The following is a 15871-nucleotide window of genomic DNA, read 5'->3' as shown; positions in this document are numbered from 1 at the left end:
TGCACCCCGGAAAGGATGCAGCCCTTGGCGATCGGCGCGGCACAGCAAGCAGCACACCAATTCTCCCGCCGGCAAGGAGCCCGCTGATGTTCACGCGCTGGGGCAACCTCATCCATCGGCTGCGCTTCGCGGTACTCGCGGCCGTGGTGAGCGCACTCCTCGCACTCGGTGCCTACGGCTTCGGACTCGAAGACCACCTCAGCTCCGGCGGCATGGACGATCCCACTTCCGAATCCGCACAGGCCGCACGCCTCGCCGACGCCGCCTTCGGGCGCAACCACGACTTCGACGTCGTCGTGCTCTACACCGCACCAGACGGAAAGACCGTCGACGATCCGGAATTCAGCAAGCAGATCATCGACAACCTCAACACCCTGCCGGACAAGTATCCCAACGAGATCACCGGCATCAACGCCTCCTACTGGCGCGTCGACGGCGCCAAGATCAGCGGCGCGAAGGCGGCCACCGACGACAAGAAACGCGCCGTAGCCGCGATCGCCATCGCGGGCGACAACGACACCGACTGCGTACGCAACTTCCGGAAAGTCAAGGACGCCTTCGCGATCCCCGGCATCGACGTGCAGGTCAGCGGACTGCAAGCAGTGGCGGGCACACTCAACGACACCATGGCCGACGATGTCCACCGCATGGAAGTCCTGGCCATCCCGGCCGTCGCCGTGCTGCTGTTCTTCATCTTCGGCGGCCTCGTCGCAGCCGCGCTGCCGCTACTCGTCGGCGGACTCACAGTCATCGGCGCATCCGGCATCATCATGTTCCTGACCCGCTTCACCGAGGTGAATTCCTTTGTCTCCTCGGTACTGTCCATGATCGGCCTCGGCCTGGCCATCGACTACGGCCTGTTCATCGTGAGCCGATTCCGCGAGGAACTCGCCGCGGGCTACGACACCCGCGCCGCGGTGCGCCGCACCGTCGTCACCGCGGGACGCACCGTCGTGTTCTCCGCGACCATGATCATCGCGAGCCTCGGCAGCATGCTGCTGTTCCCCCAGGGCTTCCTCAAATCCATGGCCTACGGCGCCATCGCGACCGTCCTACTCGCCGCCTTCACCGCCATCACCATCCTGCCCGCCAGCCTGGCCGTCCTCGGACCGCGCGTGGATATGTTGGGGTTCAAGCGGTTCCGAAGAAACAGGACCGCCGAACAAATCGAGGACGGACTCTGGGGCAAGACCACCGGCTGGGTGATGGCACGACCACTCACCGTCGCGATCCCGCTCGTCATCGTCCTCTTCCTGCTGATCATCCCGGTCAAAAACCTCATCTTCGGCGGCTTCAGCGAGCGATATCTGCCGCCGGACAACCCGACTCGCGTCGCACAGGAACAGATCGACACCTTCTTCCCACAACGCCGATCCGATCCCATCGAACTGGTCTTCGTCGCCGACAACAGCACACCGGTCGGCGAAGCCTGGCGCGCGGCCGGACACGCACCAGGATTGGCCAGTCCGTTCGAGATGCCGTCCAAATCCTCGACGCAAGACAACATCTACCGCTCCAAGGCCACACTGGTGAACCCGAACGAAGGCGGGGAAACCATCGAATACCTGCGCAAAATGGAACTCCCCGACGGCGTCGACATGTACGTCGGCGGCATCCCGGCCATGCAAAAGGACAGCATCGACGCGCTGCTCTACCGCATCCCGGTCATGATCGCCCTGGTCCTGCTCGTGAGCACGCTGCTGATGTTCCTCACCTTCGGCTCACTGGTGCTGCCGATCAAGGCCGCGCTGATGAGCGCGCTCGGACTCGGCTCCACCCTCGGCATCCTGACCTGGATCTTCGTCGACGGCCACGCCGCAGGGCTATTGAACTTCACCCCGCAGCCGATCCAGTCCAATGTGCTCGTGCTGATCATCGCGATCATCTACGGCCTGTCCACCGACTACGAGGTCTTCCTGCTCTCCCGCATGGTCGAGGCCAGAGCCACAGGCGCCAGCACCAGCGACGCGGTACGCACCGGCACCGCGCACACCGGCCGCATCATCACCGCCGCAGCGCTCATCCTGCTGGTCGTGACCGGCGCGTTCGCCTTCTCCGATCTGGTGATGATGCAATACATCGCCTACGGCATGATCGCCGCACTGTTCATCGACGCAACCGTGCTGCGCATGCTACTGGTACCGGCGGTCATGAAACTGCTCGGCGACGACTGCTGGTGGGCACCGGCCTGGATGAAGCGTCTCCAGGAGAAAATCGGACTCGGCGAACCTATTCTGGACGATGAACGCCCGGGCACCGAGGATCTGCGCGACCCGATCGAGACCACACCGGTCACGCTGCGGCTCCCCACCGTCACCGCCGGACGGTCGGACGGTTCGTAGCCGCCCCCACCAAAGGGAACGCCGCGCGCCGCCTCGGGAGGTACGCTCACCGCCGGAAAGCCCGCGGACCCGATCGCCGAGCCGGCGACCTGGTCAACCACCGGCCAACTGGACCGAAGGACGACCGCGATGTGCAGCTACCGTCTCGATGCCGAATACGCCGATCCGACACCGCTGAAGGTGCGGATCCACACCCACACACGCTATTCGGAGCGTCCCGACGACCCCACCGCGAAGGTGCTCACCGCGCTCGAACTCGCCGGAACCGAACATCTAGCCGATATCGGCTGCGGCGATGCCCGGTTCCTCGCCCACCTCGCGAGCAACGGTCACCAAGGTCCGCTGGTCGGCATCGACACCTCCCCCGCGATGGTCGCCGCCGCCAATGCCGTGCCCGGCGTGCGCGGCGTATTCGGCAGTGCGGACCGAATCCCATTCGACGACAACAGCTTCGATGCGCTCACCGCGCGGCACATGCTCTACCACCTCGCGAATCCGGTCGCCGCACTCCGCGAATTCCGGCGCACGACCAAGCCCGGCGGGACGGTAGCCGTGGTCGTCAATCATCCCGGAACCTACCCGTACACCACCGAACTCGTGGCCGCGCATGCCGCGACGTACGGCCTCGACGTCGGCGATTCGGTCCCCACCACCGTCGACTCCGACACCTTGCCCGACCTGATGACCGACGTGTTCGGCGAGATACGGATCCAGCGATCGGATAACGCGCTCGTCTTCGATACCCCCGATCCGCTCGTGCGCTTCGCCGAGGCGCTGTTCACTTTCTACGGTGTCACGCCGAATCACCCTCGGCGGCAGGCGATTCTGAACGATCTCCGCGAGGACGTCGAAGATTGGTTCACCCATCATCCAGGGCGGACGTGGCGAGATCCCAAGGGGTATATCGTCGCAACGGCCGTGGTCGATCACCAGGGCAGCGCGCCTTCGGCATCGACGTAGCTTCCGGTGGGGCCGTCGGGGCCGATCTGCGCCATGCGCACGATGATCTGCGCGCCCTCTTCCACCGTCTGGGTGCCGCTGTTCCCGTTGAGATCGGTCTTCGTGAAACCGGGCTCCACCGAATTGATCCGGATATTCGGGAACGCCTTCGCGTACTGCACGGTGAGCATGTTGACAACGGTCTTCGACGCCGGATAAGCGACGCCCGGGTAGGCGTATGCCGGGGTGCCCGGAGTCGACATCCTGGTCACCGAGGCCAGACCGCTGCTGACATTGACCACGACCGGCGCGGCCGAACGCTGCAGCAGCGGCAGGAAGGCATGCAGGACGCGCACTGTGCCGAAGACGTTCGTGTCGAAGGTCTCTCGCATCACGTCCGCGGTGAGGTCCGCGGCACCGATGATGTCGTCCCGGCTGGTCATCTCCGCCTGGATACCGGCATTGTTGACCAGGACATCCAGACCGCCGTCGGCCTCGATGGTCCGCACCGCGGCCGCCACCGACGCATCGTCGGTGATATCGAGTTGGACGGCCCGCGCGCCCAATTCCTGCGCCGCCTGACGACCGCGCTCGGCATCGCGGCTGCCCAGGTAGACGGTGTGGCCCGCCGCAACGAGTCGGCGGGCGGTCTCGAAGCCGAGACCCTTGTTCGCTCCAGTGATCAAGATTGCTGCCATACGACAACGCTAGGATTTAGAGTGCGCTCCAAGTCAAGTGGCAACCCGGTCCTCCCGGAAACTCACTGAGCCGCAACAGCCCTCGACTCATCAACCCGCCGATTACCACGATTCGATCAGCGGGACCGCATGCTCCTGCCGCTGCCATTCCTCGGTGAGGCGACCAAGTCGGGCCGGGGCGGCGATGCCGCGCACTCCCGCGATCTTGTCGTCGCGGATCTCCAGGATCGTGACGCCCACGACGCGGCCGTCGAGCGTGGCGAGCATGGCCGGTTGGTTATTCACCACGACGGCGTGAATCGAGGGCGAGCCACCGGCGAGTCTGCGCTTGGCCGGAGACGGTTTGAAGCCTGCCCGCACCGCGCTGGCGATCCGCTCCGGGGTCGCGTACCGGATCAGCTTCGCGGCCAACCCCAGACCCGCACCGTCGGAGATGCCCGTCGCGTCGTCGGTCAGCAGCGCGACCAGTCGATCGGTGCGGCCCGAGGAGGCGGCGTCGACGAATGCCTCGACGATTCGACGCGCGGCGGCCCGGTCGATGTCAATGCTGTTGCGAGCGGCGGTGATTCGACGCCGGGCTCGGTGGGTGTGTTGCTGACTCCCGGACTCGCTGATGCCGAGCATCTCAGCTATCTCGGCATGGCTGTACGCGAAGGCCTCGTGCAGCACATAAACGGCCCGTTCGACCGGCGACAGCCGCTCCATGAGGGTCAGCACCGCCAGGGTCACCGATTCGCGCTGCTCGACGGTGTCGGCCGGGCCCAGCATCGGGTCGCCGTCGAGGAGCGGTTCGGGCATCCAGGCGCCGACCGCGCGTTCACGCCGCACCTTCGCCGAACGGAGCCGGTCGAGCGCCAGGTTGGTGACGATCTTGGTCAGCCACGCTTCGGGCACCTCGACGTAGTCCCGGTCGGCCGCCTGCCACCGCAGGAACGCGTCCTGCACCGTGTCCTCCGCGTCGGCGGCCGAGCCGAGCAGACGGTAGGCGAGCGAGGCCAGGCGATTCCGGCTGGCCTCGAAACGCGCCACGGTGGCAGTGTCCATGAGCACGACTCTATGCGGCGAGCACGTCGGCCGAGCGCTCTCGGATGGTGGCCGAGCGGTACTTGCGAGTCGGCCTTCCGAAGGTCGGACGGCTGATGGCCCAGCCGCTGGCTGCCACGACGGCCGACTTGACGCGCGCCGCCGACCGTCCGCACAGGGCCCCGGCCTTCGACCGAGCGTCACCGTCGACCAGCTGGAAGATCGCGTCCTTGCGTCCCAGGCTGATGTGGTTGCCGAAGTATGTCAGCGCGGTCGCCTTGATCTTGCGCCCGGTCAGGTCCCCGACGATCGCGGCCGTCGCCTGCATGCTGGTGTACCCCGCGGAAGCGCAGGACATCGGCAACGGCCGACCGTTGTCGCCGATGACGAAGGCGCTGTCACCGGCAACGTAGACATCCGGATGCGAGACCGACCGCATCTGACGGTCGACCACGATCTGGCCGTTGGGTGCCACCTCCAAGCCGCTGGCGGCGGCAATCGGGTGGACGGCGAAGCCAGCGGTCCACACGGTCGCATCGGAAGCGAAAGCGGTGCCGTCGGCGCCGACCGCCGCCGCCTCCTCGACACGCTCGATGGTGGTGTGCTCGTGTACCGTGATGCCGAACCGGTCGAAGGCACGCAACAGGTGACGGCGGGCCTTCGCGCCCAGCCAGCCGCCCAGTTCGCCGCTGGTGACGAGGCTGACCTCGAGTCCTGGACGAGATTCGGCGATCTCGGTGGCGGCCTCGATCGCGGTCAGGTTGCCGCCGACTACCAGCACCTTCCCTTCTTCGCCCAGCTCATCCAGGCGTGCGCGCAGGCGCAGCGCGGACGGCCGCGCGGCAACATGGAAGGCGTGCTCCTCGACGCCCGGAACGCCGTGGTCGGCGGCGGTGCTGCCGAGCGCGTAGAGCAGGGAGTCGTATTCGAACCGGTCGATGCCCTCGACGCCGGAGACTGTGACAGTTCGGCGCTCGACGTCGACGTTGGTTACCCGCCCCAGCCGTAGCCGGATCCCGGTGCCCGCGAACACCTCCGCCAGCGGCCGGTGGCGGAGATCCTGCCCCGCGGCTAGCTGATGCAGGCGCAGCCGCTCGACGAAATCGGGTTCGGCGTTGACGACGGTGATCTCGAAGTCGTCAGGGTGGAGTTGGCGGGCCAGGTATCCGGCGGAGAAGGCTCCGGCGTATCCGGCCCCGAGGACGACGATGCGGTGCTTCATGGTTCGCTCCTGTCTGGTTCGCGTGCTTCCTGAACGAGACAGCCCCGGAATTCCTGACAGCATCAACCAGTGACGTGGATCACCCCTTCGAACCGGGCCTGACCAGGGGCAACGTCGTATCCGCTGTTTTGCGCGGACACTACGGGACCCCTTGTAGCGCAATGAGTCTGGTCCCCCCCTTCCCCCTTGCTCTCTTGGCTTGGCGTTTGCGCTGGGTGTTGAGTTTTCTTTGATGGGTGATTTGTGTGGAATTTGAAGAGGAAGGTTACATGTTTAGATGCGCATATCTACATAACGAGATGTAATTTTGAGGACATGGCTGCCAGTTCTCCCTAACCTTGGGTCGTCCCGTCTGCCACGTCGGAGGTCGACACGAGCCACGGGATTCCCCTGCGCCCCCGCGTGTTTCCCCACTCCTCCAATCCGCGCTACCGCGCCCGCTCCCCCATCTCACTCGGGGTCGGCACCCGCGGGTGCCGACCCCGACTTATCTCAGGAGCCGGTGAACTGTTGACCGGAGATCGAGCGCGATTGCTCGCCGTCGACGCCGACCGGGATATCGCCCTCGAGAGTGGTGCGGTACAGGACACGGGTGACATCGAGATGATTGAGGTCGCCCGGGGCCAGGTGCGCGGTGGCGCGGTTGTCCCAGAACGCCAGGCTGCCCTTTTCCCAACGGAATCGGACGGTGTAGGCCGGGTTCGACAGTTCGTCGAACAGCAACTGGAGTACAGCGTCGCTCTGGGCCGGGCTCAGACCGACGATGTGGGTGGTGAAGCCGGGGTTGACGAAGAGCACCTTCTCACCGGTCACCGGGTGCACGCGCACCACTGGATGCTCGGTCACCAGCGGAGCATCGGCGACCTTCTTGGCATAATCGCTCTCCTCGTTCCATGCCGGACGGCTGCCGCCGAACCGGTGCACGGCCCGCAGTCCCTCGACGAACTTGCGCAGCGATTCGGGCAGGTTCGCGTAGGCGGCCGCGAGATTCGTCCAGCTGGTGTCCCCGCCGCGCTCCGGTGCGATCTCGGCCCGCAGCAGTGAGGCGGCGGGCGGGTTGATCAGTGCGGAGACATCGGTGTGCCAGTGGTTGGTGTAGGTGAATTTCTTGACGCCGAAACGCTTTTCGTAGAGTCGGCTGTCGACGGCCAGGATTTCGGGGAATTCGGTCGGCGCGTCATCGTCGTAGGGATGCGAGGGCGTCACGGCGCCGAACCGCCGGGAGAAGGCGATGTGTTCGGCGTGGCCGATGTGCTGGTCGCGGAAGAACAGCACTTTGTATTCGTAGAGGGCCGCGGTGATGTCGGCGACCTCCTGATCGGTGAGCTCGGCCCGCAGGTCGACGCCCGCGATCTCGGCGCCGATATGTCCGGCGACGGGCGTGATCCGGAGGGTGGTGGTCGTGGGCTCGCTGACAGTGGTCATGGTCGTACTTTCTTCGGCGATGGTTGGGGATGATCGGCGCAGCACGGGCGACACCCACTGCTGCCCATTCGCATGAAGTCGACGGCGCGCCTCCTGGTCAGCCCGGGACTCATGCGCCGAGTTCGGTTCGGACCTGGGCGAATTGGCTTTCCACCGGTGCCAACCCGTAGTGCCCGCGCAGAGTGGTCGCGGTGTAGTCGGTGCGGAACAGGCCGCGGTCCTGCAGGATCGGGACCACCCGGTCCACGAAGTCCTCCAGACCGCCCGGCAGGTACGGCGGCATGATGTTGAAGCCGTCGGCGGCGCCGCCTTCGAACCAGGACTGCAGCTCGTCGGCGATATCGGTGGGTGTTCCCGCGAAGGTGCGGTGTCCACGCCCGCCGCCCAACTTCCCGATAAGCTGGCGCACCGTGAGGTTCTCGCGCTCGGCGAGTTCCTTGACCAGCGTGAATCTGCTCTTCCCGCCCTCGATCTCACTCTCCGCGGGTAGCGGTGGCAGTGGTGCGTCGAGTGCGTGTTCGGTGAGATCTACGCCGAGCAGCGCGGACAGTTGCCGCAGTGCGTAGTCCGGTGAGATGAGGTCGGTGAATTCCTGTTCGAGGGCCAGTGCTTCCTCGCGGGTATCGGCGATGAACGGCACCAGACCGGGCAGCACCTTCAGCTCATCGGCCGAACGGCCGTACTTGGGCAGTCGCGCCTTCAGATCCCGGTAGAACGCCTGCCCCTCCGCCAACGAGCGCTGTGCGGTGAATACGGCCTCGGCGTAGTGCGCGGCGAAATCCTTACCGCTTTCCGACGATCCGGCCTGGACCAGCAGCGGCCGCCCCTGGGGGCTGCGCGGCGAATTCAGCGGGCCGCGCACCCGGAACCGATCGCTGGCGTAGTCGATGGTGTGCACCTTGTCCGGGTCGGCGAAGATGCCTTCGTCCGGGTCGAGCACGATGGCCGAGGATTCCCAGCTGTCCCAGAGCCGCACGGTGACGTCCACGAACTCCTGTGCCCGTTCGTAGCGCCTGGCGTGTTCGGGAATGGCGTCGAAGCCGAAATTGAAAGCCTCGTCCTCGTTGCCCGAGGTGACGATATTCCAGCCCGCCCGACCGCTGCTGATGTGATCGAGAGAGGCGAATTTACGGGCCAGGTTGAACGGCTCGTTGTAGGTGGTCGAGGCCGTCGCGATCAGTCCGACGCGTTCGGTCGCCGCCGCGATTGCGGCAAGCAGCGTGACCGGCTCGAATACGGCCAAGGTATTGCGCTTGATCCGCGGTCCGACGGCCAACCCGTCGGCGAAGAAGACCGAATCGAGTTTGCCGCGTTCGGCGATGCGGCCGAGTTCTTGGAAATGCCGCACATCCAGGACCCGGCGCTCCTCGGTGCGGGGATGCCGCCAGGCCGCCTCGTGATGACCGACGCCCATCAGGAAGGCATTGAGATGGAATTGCTTGCGGGGGAACGACATCGGAGTCCTTAACGGGAGGGTTCGGCGCGCCATCGGGACAGGCGGCGTTCGAGGGCGACGAGCAGGCCGTTGAAACTCAGCCCGAGCAGCGAGATGGCGATGATGCCCGCATACATATTGGGGATCTGGAAGTTCTGTTGGGCCGCGGTGATCAGGTAGCCGAGTCCGGCACGGGCGCCGACCATTTCGGCGGCGATGAGCACCAGGATCGAGGACGCCGCCGCCATTCGAACGCCGGTGAAGATCGACGGCACGGCGGCGGGCAGGATCACCTTTTGGAACAGTCGAATCGGCGAGAAACCCAACGAGACAGCGGATTTGATCAGTAGCGGATCCACCGTGCGCACACCGGTGATGGTGTTCAACAGGATCGGGAAGAAGCTCGCGTACACCACGAGCGCGATCTTGGATGTCTCCCCGATGCCAAGGATCAGAATGAACACCGGCAACAGCGCCAATGCCGCGGTATTGCGAAACAATTCGAGGATCGGGTTCAGAAAATCGGCCACCGGGCGATACCAGGCGATGGCGACACCGACCGGAATGGCGACCGCGAGCGCGAGCGAGAATCCGATCGCCGACCGGGTCAGGCTGGTCGAGACGTGCTCCCACATCTCACCGCTGCGCACCAGATCCGCGAAGGCCTGCGCGACGGTCGAAAACGGCGGCAGGAAGACCTCGTCCACCAAACCGAGCCGCGGCGCCGCCTCCCACACCGCGACCAGCAGACCGACGGCGAAGGTGGGTTTGAAGATTCGCCACGCCAACAGCGCGACCGCCCGCACTACTCGCGATACGTCGACTTTCGGTGTCGGCACGGACTCGGCCCGGCTGCGGACGACCACCGGCCGTGACTTCTCGACGACTTGCACTGCGCTAGACATGAACCGGCTTCCTCTCGATGCTCGTGGCCGACAGCGACTCGCGTTCGAGTCCCTGCGCCCGGGTGACTTCGCTCTGCAATTGCGACCAGATCTGGTGCCGTGCCTCCCGGAAGGGTTCGCTGGAGCGCACATCAGCACCGGAATTCCGGTCGATATCGATATCGATCACCGACTTGACCCGGCCGGGGCGTGAGGTCAGCACGGCGACTCGCTGGCCGAGGTAGACCGCCTCATCGATGCCGTGGGTGATGAACAGAATCGTTTTGCCCGTGGCCCGCCAGATCCGTAACAGCTCGTCCTGCAACGACTCCCGGGTTTGCGCGTCGAGTGCGGCGAACGGCTCGTCCATCAACAGCACCTCGGGATCGAAGGCGAGGCTGCGGGCGATGGCGACGCGCTGTTTCATACCGCCGGACAGCTCATGCGGATAGCGGTCGCCGAATCCGGCCAGACCCACCAATTCCAGGTACTCGTCGGCGATCTTCCGCCGTTCCCGGCGCCGCACACCCTTCGCTTCCAAACCGAATTCGATATTGGTCCGGGCGGTGCGCCACGGCAGCAGCGCGTACTGCTGGAAGACGATGCCGCGATCCAGGCCCGGTCCGCTGATCGGCTTGCCGTCCAAAAGGATTCGCCCGGCACTGGGCTTGCTGAGCCCGCCGAGCAGATCGAGCAGCGTCGACTTCCCGGAACCGCTCGGGCCAACGAGCACCAGGAACTCGCCGTCGCGCAGTTCCAGCGAAATATCCTCGATCGCGGTGAACTCCTCGTTCGACCCACGGACCGGAAACTGTTTGCGCACTCCGGCGAGTGCGAGTTTCACCTGAGTCATTTCGCCGCGACCACCTCTCCGATCGGCCCGGTGGTCGGACCGTAGGTCCCGTTGGCGTACGGGTTGTCCTTGTTGGTGTACAGATCCTTCGCCGAGAGCTTTCCTGCGGGCACATCACCATTGCGGACCAGCCAATCGATCCAGATCTGCAGTTCCTTCTCCGCGATCACCGCGCCGGGGACCGGCAGGCCAGGGCTATGCCAGAATTTCAGCAGATCGGTGTTCTCATTGCGGCCGCGCTTGTTGATGATCGAGGCGAAGCGCGCGACCACCTCGTCGCGCGGGGTCACCTGCAGCCAGCGCGTCGCCCGCGCGGTCCCCTGCACGAAGTCCTTGACCGCCTCCGGGTTCTGCGCGATGTAATCCTTGCGGAAAACATAAGTGCCGTAGTCGAATTGACCGAACAGGTCCTTATCGGTGTACAGCGCGTGGATACCGCCACGCCCGACCGCGCCCTCCCGGAAGACTCCGCCCAGCGCGCCGACATCGATCTGGCCCTTGCGCAGGGCGTCCTCGGTATTGGCCGGCGGTACCACGATCAGTTCGACCTGTTTGATCTCTTGATCGGTCAGTCCCTGCTGGTGCAGCCATTCCCGGGTGATGAATTCGTGGTGTGCGCCAAGGGTATTGATGCCGACCTTCTTGCCGATCAGGTCACGGGGCGATTTGATGCCCGCATCGTCACGGACGAAGTAGCCGGTGAAGGACTGCTCGTCCGCGCCGTACGAGCTGAGCACCGAGGTCACGGGCGCACCGCCCGCGACCAACTTGACCACCGCGCCGTTGAAGGCGCTGCCGAACTCGATCTGACGCGTTGCGGCGGCCTGGATATTCGCCGGTCCGCTGGTGGTGTCACCCTCCCAGTGCAGCGCGATCTTGCTGAAGTAGCCGAGATCGTCCGCCAGTTCGTAGGCCGAGACCTGGCCGGTCGATCCCTGGTAGCGCAGTACGGCCTTGCCCTCGGCATTGGTGCCCGGCTCGGATTTGCCGCAACCCGCGAGCACCGCGACCGCGGTGGGAATGGTGAGCACGGCGGCCACCGCGCGGCGGAACCGTGGCCTGGATTTCTGGGACAACGTCATGGCAGTTCTTTCACGGAATGCGCTCTGCCGCAGCGTGATAGGGCACGCGGCAGCGGCAGGTAAGCGCGGAGGGTTACCTGATTCGGCTGATGCGGCGACCTATTTTCGGCGACCGCGGATTCAGGCGCGACAGACTCCATGTGACATGCGCATGAAATCCACCGTGCGACGGCGGATCAGCGCAATGGATTCGATCATGTCAACGACCTTTGTGGGATTCGGATAGAAGCGGCGACCCCGCGGCTTTGTGTCCATGGTGGGGTCGACCGCCATGGACGACAATGCCGATTTCACATTGTGAAAATCACCGTGAGTACAACTCCATCGGCGCATCGGTAATGGCGGCGGTGGACTGGAACAGTGGCCCGATCCGGGCCGCGATCTGCCGCATAGCGGGCACGATGCCGCGCACCAGCTCCTCGTTGAGCCGCGCCGAGCGGGCCTGCACACCGAGCGCACCCCACACCTGCTTATCCGGACCGAGGACAGGCACCGCCACCGAGCGGACCGGATCTTCCCGCTCGATGATCTCCACGGCGAAACCGCTGCGGCGCACGCGATCCAGATCCGTCGTCGGCAGCGGCGCTGGCCGTCGATCGAGTCCGTCGACAACCGGCGCGAATGCCAATAGCGCTCGGCCAACGGCGCTGGAGCGAAGCGGCTGACGGGCCTGGGGCAACTGGTTGGGGCAGAAGTACACCGGCGGCCGCGCCTGAAAGACCGTGACCGCGTCCCGATCATCGGCGATGCTGAGGCTGACGGTGATCTTGATGCCCGCGGCGAGCGCGTAGAGGTGTGGTGCGGCCGCGTCGATGCCAAGTCGCGATAGCGCGGGCCGGGCCAGCGAGGCGAGCCCGTGCCCGATGCGATAGCGGTCGGTCGCCGCATCCTGCTCCAGCAATCGCCCCCGCACCAATGCCTGGGCCAGCCGATATGTGGTGCTGACCGGAAGTCCGGCCCGATGCGCCAATTCGCTCACCGACAGTTCGGGATCATCGCCCTCGAAGCAGTTCAGTACGTGAATCGCGCGGTCGACCGCTTGGGCACCCGAACGGGGTTGATCGGCGGCAGTCATGGTTCCTCCTGATATTTCTACCGATCGGGATGTGGCCAGAACTATTGCCGGGTGATTCGAGCACGGCAATGGTTCCGCGCCCGCTGCGCCGATTCCTCGCGTAGGAATGGCGGCACCGTCAAAATCGCGCTGATTCGAAGGGTTTTGCTAACCCCACGACGCGCACAGAATCGAATTCCCCGCGCTGACCCCGCATTCCGCCGACGATTGCCGCTTTCGCAATCCCGACGTATCAGGAGCAGACGCATGAGTGAACTCTGGCAGACCAGCACCGATGTACTGGTGATCGGCGGCGGTCCGGCCGCCGCGTGGGCGGCCATCCACGCCAGGGAGACCGGGGCCGAGGTGACCCTGGTGGACAAGGGCTACTGCGGAACCAGCGGCGCGACAGCACCTTCGGGCACCGGCGTCTGGTACGTCGCGCCGGAGGCGACCGCCCGGGCCAATGCCAAGGCCAGCCGGGAGGCGCTCGGCGGCCATCTCGCCGATCACTATTGGATGGATCGGGTCCTCGATCAGACCTACACCAACATGAATCGGCTTGCCGTGGAAGGCAAATACCCGTTCCCGACCGATCCGACGACCGGTGAGCAGCTGCGCACCGGTGTGCAGGGGCCGGAGTACATGCGCCGGATGCGCGCGTGGGTCAAGCGGCTCGGCGTACGGATCCTCGACCATTCACCGGCTCTCGAACTCCTCGTCGACGAGTCGGGCACCGTGCGCGGCGCGGCGGGATACCAGCGTCAACTCGATCGCGACTACCGCATCTCGGCAGGTGCGGTAGTGCTGGCAAGTGGCGGTTGCGCATTCCTGTCGCGTGCGTTGGGCACCAATGTCGACACCGGTGACGGTGCGCTGATGGCCGCCGAGGTGGGGGCGCGGTTCTCCGGCATGGAATTCTCCAATGCCTACGCGATCGTGCCGAAGGGTTCGACGATCACCAAGACCGCCTACTACGGCTACGCGACGTTCTTCCACGAGGACGGGCAGGTGCTCGAGGGTGCGGGCTCCACCAGGGGCCGATCGGTGATCGCTCGAACCCTGTTGTCGGAGAAGGTATTCGCCCAACTCGATCGCGCCGATCAAACGGTGCAGAAGCAGATGCGGCTGGGTCAGCCCAACTTCTTTCTGCAGTTCGATCGGCGCGGCATCAACCCGTTCACCGATCGTTTCGAGGTCGATCTGCTCGCCGAGGGCACAGTGCGCGGCACCGGCGGCATCGATATCGTGGACGACGACTGCGCGACCACGGTGCCCGGACTGTTCGCGGCGGGCGATGCCGCGACCAGGGAACGCATCTGCGGTGGTTTCACCGGTGGCGGCAGCCACAATTCGGCGTGGGCGATGTCATCGGGCAGTTGGGCCGGAGTGGGTGCGGCACGGTTCGCGCTCGGCTCGTCTCGGCCGGACGATGCGGCCCTGCGCGGCGCGGGACGAACCGGCTTGCGGCCCAGCGACTCCCCCACGCTCGATGCCACCGACGTTGTCGAGGCCGCGCAGGCCGAGCTGATTCCGTTCCAGAAGAACTACCTGCGCCACGGCGACCGGCTGCGGCCCGCACTCGGCGCGCTCGACACCCTCTGGGAGCGCGCCGGTAAGGAGCTCGGTGGTCGCACCGGTGACGATCGCATCCGGGCCAGGCAGGCCGCCGCCATCACCGCGGTCGGGCGGCTCATGTACGAATCGACCCTGGCGCGCACCGAGACTCGCGGTATGAGCAAACGTGCCGACCATCCGGAGCAGGATCCGGCGCAGCGCCACCACATCCTGTCCGGCGGCCTCGACGTCGTGTGGACCAAGACTGCCCAGGTCGCGTCATGATCGAAGTCGTACTCGCCGACGCCTGCATCGGCTGCGACAAATGCGTCGATGCCTGCCCCACCAACGTATTCGACCGCACCGAGTCCGGAATCCCGGTCATCGCCAGGCAATCCGACTGCCAGACCTGCTTCATGTGCGAGGCCTACTGCCCCACCGACGCCCTCTACGTCGACCCCGAATCGACGCCGCTACCGCCCGGCAGCCAGATCGCCGAGGATCAGATCGGCCGTTACCGCGAGAAGATCGGCTGGGGCAAAGGCCGCACGGCGGGCAGTCTGCTGGCCATCGGTCCCCGACTCCCCCATGGCGCACCCCCGCCGCGCCTGCCGCACTAACCGCGATAGCCGAGTTGTTCGAGGAGACCGTCGAGTTGGAGTTCGAACAGTTCGGCGCGGTCGGTGAAGGTGTCGGTGCCGTACTGATCGAAGACGTCGAAGGTTACGGCGCCGAACAGCCCGACCCACATGGTGATGCCGCGTGCGACCAGCCAGTCCGGAAGGTCGTGGTCGAACGCGGCTCTGATATCGGCGAAATTCGCTGCGAGCGCGGCCGATAGCGGGCGCTCCTCGACCGGCGGTGTAAGCAGGTCAGCGCGGTACGCCTGAGCGAAGAGGGCTTGCATGGTCGCGATGACCCGCGTGCCAGGGACGGTGGTCTGCTCGGCGGGGGCGTCGTAGCCCGGTACCGGTGTACCGAATAAGAGCCCGTAGCGGGCGGGCTCGGCCAATGCCCAACTGCGGACGGTGCGGCCGACAATGCGCAGGCCCTCGATCGGGTCGTCGGGGGCATCGGCCAGGGCCGCATCCACCGTGTCGCCGAGTGCGTTGTAGCCGTCGATCACAAGCAGGGTGAGCAGTTCATCGCGGCTGCGCACGTATCGGTATACCGCCGACGACACCACCCCGAGATCGCGGGCGACCGCGCGCAGCGAGAGTGCGGCAGCGCCATCGGTGGCCAGGTGTTCGCGGCCGATCCGGACGATATCGTTCATGGTCTGGGCCCTGGCCCGGGCACGTGGTGTCGTCGCCATACTGATCACCATGCGCGCTAAAGAGAGCAATGTCAACTAATG

General features: G+C 65.7%; 14 protein-coding genes. 4 read left to right on the top strand and 10 right to left on the bottom strand.

What is annotated here, in order from left to right; genetic code table 11:
* Nucleotides 1-86: 86 nt before the first annotated feature.
* Nucleotides 87-2342 (top strand): MMPL family transporter, encoded by a 2256-nt coding sequence (locus ACQP1T_RS17865; RefSeq protein WP_433761649.1) that lies wholly within the window; start codon nt 87-89, stop codon nt 2340-2342.
* 129 nt (nt 2343-2471) lie between these two features.
* The gene (locus ACQP1T_RS17860) at nt 2472-3302 is read left to right on the top strand and encodes a class I SAM-dependent methyltransferase (protein ID WP_433761647.1); all 831 of its coding nucleotides are present in this window, start codon (nt 2472-2474) and stop codon (nt 3300-3302) included.
* Here ACQP1T_RS17860 and ACQP1T_RS17855 read toward each other — a convergent pair.
* The 9 genes from ACQP1T_RS17855 to ACQP1T_RS17815 form a co-directional block, all read right to left on the bottom strand.
* On the bottom strand, nt 3269-3979 hold the full coding sequence (locus tag ACQP1T_RS17855) for an SDR family oxidoreductase (protein ID WP_433761646.1): 711 nt from the start codon (nt 3977-3979) through the stop codon (nt 3269-3271). The genes ACQP1T_RS17860 and ACQP1T_RS17855 overlap by 34 nt on opposite strands.
* A gap of 102 nt (nt 3980-4081) precedes the next feature.
* Nucleotides 4082-5023: a sigma-70 family RNA polymerase sigma factor gene (locus ACQP1T_RS17850; protein ID WP_433761645.1), complete on the bottom strand. Its 942-nt coding sequence runs from the start codon at nt 5021-5023 to the stop codon at nt 4082-4084.
* A 10-nt stretch (nt 5024-5033) separates the two neighbouring features.
* Nucleotides 5034-6224, bottom strand: coding sequence for an NAD(P)/FAD-dependent oxidoreductase (locus ACQP1T_RS17845; RefSeq protein WP_433761643.1), 1191 nt, complete (start codon nt 6222-6224; stop codon nt 5034-5036).
* Nucleotides 6225-6716: 492 nt separating this feature from the next.
* Complete coding sequence (locus ACQP1T_RS17840; protein ID WP_433761641.1) at nt 6717-7649, bottom strand: TauD/TfdA dioxygenase family protein; 933 nt, start codon at nt 7647-7649, stop codon at nt 6717-6719.
* A gap of 109 nt (nt 7650-7758) precedes the next feature.
* On the bottom strand, nt 7759-9105 hold the full coding sequence (locus tag ACQP1T_RS17835; RefSeq protein WP_433761639.1) for an LLM class flavin-dependent oxidoreductase: 1347 nt from the start codon (nt 9103-9105) through the stop codon (nt 7759-7761).
* 8 nt (nt 9106-9113) lie between these two features.
* Nucleotides 9114-9989 carry an ABC transporter permease gene (locus tag ACQP1T_RS17830; protein ID WP_433761638.1) on the bottom strand — a complete coding sequence of 292 codons (876 nt, stop codon included), beginning with the start codon at nt 9987-9989 and terminating at the stop codon, nt 9114-9116.
* A complete protein-coding gene (locus ACQP1T_RS17825; protein ID WP_433761636.1) occupies nt 9982-10821 on the bottom strand; it encodes an ABC transporter ATP-binding protein in 840 nt (279 codons plus the stop codon). The genes ACQP1T_RS17830 and ACQP1T_RS17825 overlap by 8 nt, the downstream gene beginning before the upstream one ends.
* Nucleotides 10818-11903, bottom strand: coding sequence for an ABC transporter substrate-binding protein (locus tag ACQP1T_RS17820; protein WP_433761635.1), 1086 nt, complete (start codon nt 11901-11903; stop codon nt 10818-10820). Before ACQP1T_RS17820 ends, ACQP1T_RS17825 begins: the two co-directional genes overlap by 4 nt.
* A 304-nt stretch (nt 11904-12207) precedes the next feature.
* A complete protein-coding gene (locus tag ACQP1T_RS17815) occupies nt 12208-12978 on the bottom strand; it encodes an IclR family transcriptional regulator (RefSeq protein ID WP_433761634.1) in 771 nt (256 codons plus the stop codon).
* A gap of 246 nt (nt 12979-13224) precedes the next feature.
* Between ACQP1T_RS17815 and ACQP1T_RS17810 the strand changes: the two genes are divergently transcribed.
* Both ACQP1T_RS17810 and ACQP1T_RS17805 read left to right on the top strand, forming a co-directional pair.
* Entirely contained in the window at nt 13225-14799 is a 1575-nt protein-coding gene (locus tag ACQP1T_RS17810; protein ID WP_433761632.1) for an FAD-binding protein, read from the top strand.
* Complete coding sequence (locus ACQP1T_RS17805; protein WP_433761630.1) at nt 14796-15134, top strand: 4Fe-4S dicluster domain-containing protein; 339 nt, start codon at nt 14796-14798, stop codon at nt 15132-15134. The genes ACQP1T_RS17810 and ACQP1T_RS17805 overlap by 4 nt, the downstream gene beginning before the upstream one ends.
* Here the strand turns inward: ACQP1T_RS17805 and ACQP1T_RS17800 are convergent.
* Nucleotides 15131-15829: a TetR/AcrR family transcriptional regulator gene (locus ACQP1T_RS17800; protein ID WP_433761629.1), complete on the bottom strand. Its 699-nt coding sequence runs from the start codon at nt 15827-15829 to the stop codon at nt 15131-15133. The two genes, ACQP1T_RS17805 and ACQP1T_RS17800, sit on opposite strands and share 4 nt — an antisense overlap.
* Between the last annotated feature and the right edge of the window lie 42 nt (nt 15830-15871).

The organism is Nocardia sp. CA-135398, from assembly GCF_050955845.1.
In the GTDB taxonomy this organism is placed as follows: Bacteria; Actinomycetota; Actinomycetes; order Mycobacteriales; family Mycobacteriaceae; genus Nocardia.
Note: the sequence above shows the minus strand (reverse complement) of the source record. Positions and strands in the feature narration are given on the sequence as shown.

What these genes read in the sequence shown, in the direction of transcription:
- ACQP1T_RS17865 (WP_433761649.1), top strand. Translation starts at nt 87, where the DNA reads ATGTTCACGCGCTGGGGCAACCTCATCCATCGGCTGCGCTTCGCGGTA.
- ACQP1T_RS17860 (WP_433761647.1), top strand. Translation starts at nt 2,472, where the DNA reads ATGTGCAGCTACCGTCTCGATGCCGAATACGCCGATCCGACACCGCTG.
- ACQP1T_RS17855 (WP_433761646.1), bottom strand. Translation starts at nt 3,979, where the DNA reads ATGGCAGCAATCTTGATCACTGGAGCGAACAAGGGTCTCGGCTTCGAG.
- ACQP1T_RS17850 (WP_433761645.1), bottom strand. Translation starts at nt 5,023, where the DNA reads ATGGACACTGCCACCGTGGCGCGTTTCGAGGCCAGCCGGAATCGCCTG.
- ACQP1T_RS17845 (WP_433761643.1), bottom strand. Translation starts at nt 6,224, where the DNA reads ATGAAGCACCGCATCGTCGTCCTCGGGGCCGGATACGCCGGAGCCTTC.
- ACQP1T_RS17840 (WP_433761641.1), bottom strand. Translation starts at nt 7,649, where the DNA reads ATGACCACTGTCAGCGAGCCCACGACCACCACCCTCCGGATCACGCCC.
- ACQP1T_RS17835 (WP_433761639.1), bottom strand. Translation starts at nt 9,105, where the DNA reads ATGTCGTTCCCCCGCAAGCAATTCCATCTCAATGCCTTCCTGATGGGC.
- ACQP1T_RS17830 (WP_433761638.1), bottom strand. Translation starts at nt 9,989, where the DNA reads ATGTCTAGCGCAGTGCAAGTCGTCGAGAAGTCACGGCCGGTGGTCGTC.
- ACQP1T_RS17825 (WP_433761636.1), bottom strand. Translation starts at nt 10,821, where the DNA reads ATGACTCAGGTGAAACTCGCACTCGCCGGAGTGCGCAAACAGTTTCCG.
- ACQP1T_RS17820 (WP_433761635.1), bottom strand. Translation starts at nt 11,903, where the DNA reads ATGACGTTGTCCCAGAAATCCAGGCCACGGTTCCGCCGCGCGGTGGCC.
- ACQP1T_RS17815 (WP_433761634.1), bottom strand. Translation starts at nt 12,978, where the DNA reads ATGACTGCCGCCGATCAACCCCGTTCGGGTGCCCAAGCGGTCGACCGC.
- ACQP1T_RS17810 (WP_433761632.1), top strand. Translation starts at nt 13,225, where the DNA reads ATGAGTGAACTCTGGCAGACCAGCACCGATGTACTGGTGATCGGCGGC.
- ACQP1T_RS17805 (WP_433761630.1), top strand. Translation starts at nt 14,796, where the DNA reads ATGATCGAAGTCGTACTCGCCGACGCCTGCATCGGCTGCGACAAATGC.
- ACQP1T_RS17800 (WP_433761629.1), bottom strand. Translation starts at nt 15,829, where the DNA reads ATGGCGACGACACCACGTGCCCGGGCCAGGGCCCAGACCATGAACGAT.